2 protein-coding genes are annotated in these 1,175 nt (G+C 74.0%); one reads left to right on the forward strand and one right to left on the reverse strand.

Annotation, left to right across the window (positions count from 1 at the left end; translation table 11 throughout):
• Positions 1 to 486: FAD-binding protein (locus tag D183_RS0116895; RefSeq protein WP_017910039.1), on the forward strand; the 486-nt coding region annotated here is incomplete at its 5' end.
• Between the two features lie 234 nt (positions 487 to 720).
• On the opposite strand, the gene D183_RS25060 is transcribed toward D183_RS0116895, so the two are convergent.
• Positions 721 to 1,175 (reverse strand): TlpA family protein disulfide reductase (locus D183_RS25060; protein WP_017910040.1); only part of this gene is annotated, 455 nt, incomplete at its 5' end.

Here is a 1,175-nt window from a genome sequence, read left to right on the forward strand (position 1 = left end):
CCGGCCGCGGCGGCCGCGCTGGCGCAACTGCAGGCGCAGGGCCAGCTGCGCATCCGCGCCGGGCGCCTGCTGCGCGCGCGGCTGGGCGAAACCGCGGTGGAAGCGGTGATCCGCGATCGCGCCAGCAGCAACGCGCGCACCGAGGACTTCGACGTGCTGATCCGCGCCACCGGGCTGGACACCGACGTCGCCCGCACCAGCCATCCGCTGGTCGCCACGATGCGCGACGCCGGCCTGCTGCAGGCCGATCCACTGGGCCTGGGGCTGCAGGTGGACGAGCGCCTGCGGGTGCGCGACGGCAGCGGCCATCCGGTCGCCGGGCTGTACTGCATCGGGCCGCTGCTGCGTGGCGTGCTGTGGGAGATCACCGCGGTGCCGGAACTGCGCACCGCCGCGCAGCGCCTGGCCGAGGAGCTGGCGACGCTGGCGCAGGTGCGGACCGGGAATGGCAGTGTTGGCGAAGCGCGGCAGCGGCAGGCGTTTTAGCGGACTGATCCGGTGCGGCGTGGACGTGGCGTGGGAGGCAACTCTCACGACGCTGCAGTGCGCTTTCCCGATAATCCAATGCGTCGGGACTGAAGTCCCTTCCACAGTGCACCCGGCAGGCTCGCCGCAAGCCGCGTGGGGGGCGCGAGGTGAGTCGTGACAGCGCTATCGGCAATGTGTCGCCGACGCGGACGTCGCTCCCACAAGGGCGCGCATCGGCGGCTGGCTCGCCGGCTACTGCGTCGGCTGCGCGCCGCCGCCCACCCAGCCCTCCACTTCGCCCGGCGCGAACGGGCCGAGCTTCTGCCTGACGACACGGCCGTCGGCGTCGATCAGCACGCTGTACGGCAGCAGGCCCTGGGTGTCGCCCAGGCGCACGCTGGCGTCGGCCGGGCCGGGCGTCTCCAGCGCGATCGGGTAGCCGATCGGCACTCGCTGCAGGAAGTCGCGCACGTCTTCGGCACGGTCCAGGGCGATGCCCAGCACCTGCAGGCCGTCGCTGGGTTGCACGCGCGCCAGCCGGTCCAGTTCCGGCATCTCGCGCACGCAGGGTTCGCACCAGCTCGCCCAGACGTTGACCAGCAGCGGCCGGCCGCGGAACTGGGCCAGGGTCAGGTGGCCGCCGTCGAGCGTGGGCAGACGCAGCGCCGGGGCGGGATCGCCCGGGCGCGCCGCGGCGACCGGCGGCG

Origin of the sequence: Xanthomonas sp. SHU 199, assembly GCF_000364665.1 — a bacterium.
Lineage (GTDB): Bacteria > Pseudomonadota > Gammaproteobacteria > Xanthomonadales > Xanthomonadaceae > Xanthomonas_A > Xanthomonas_A sontii.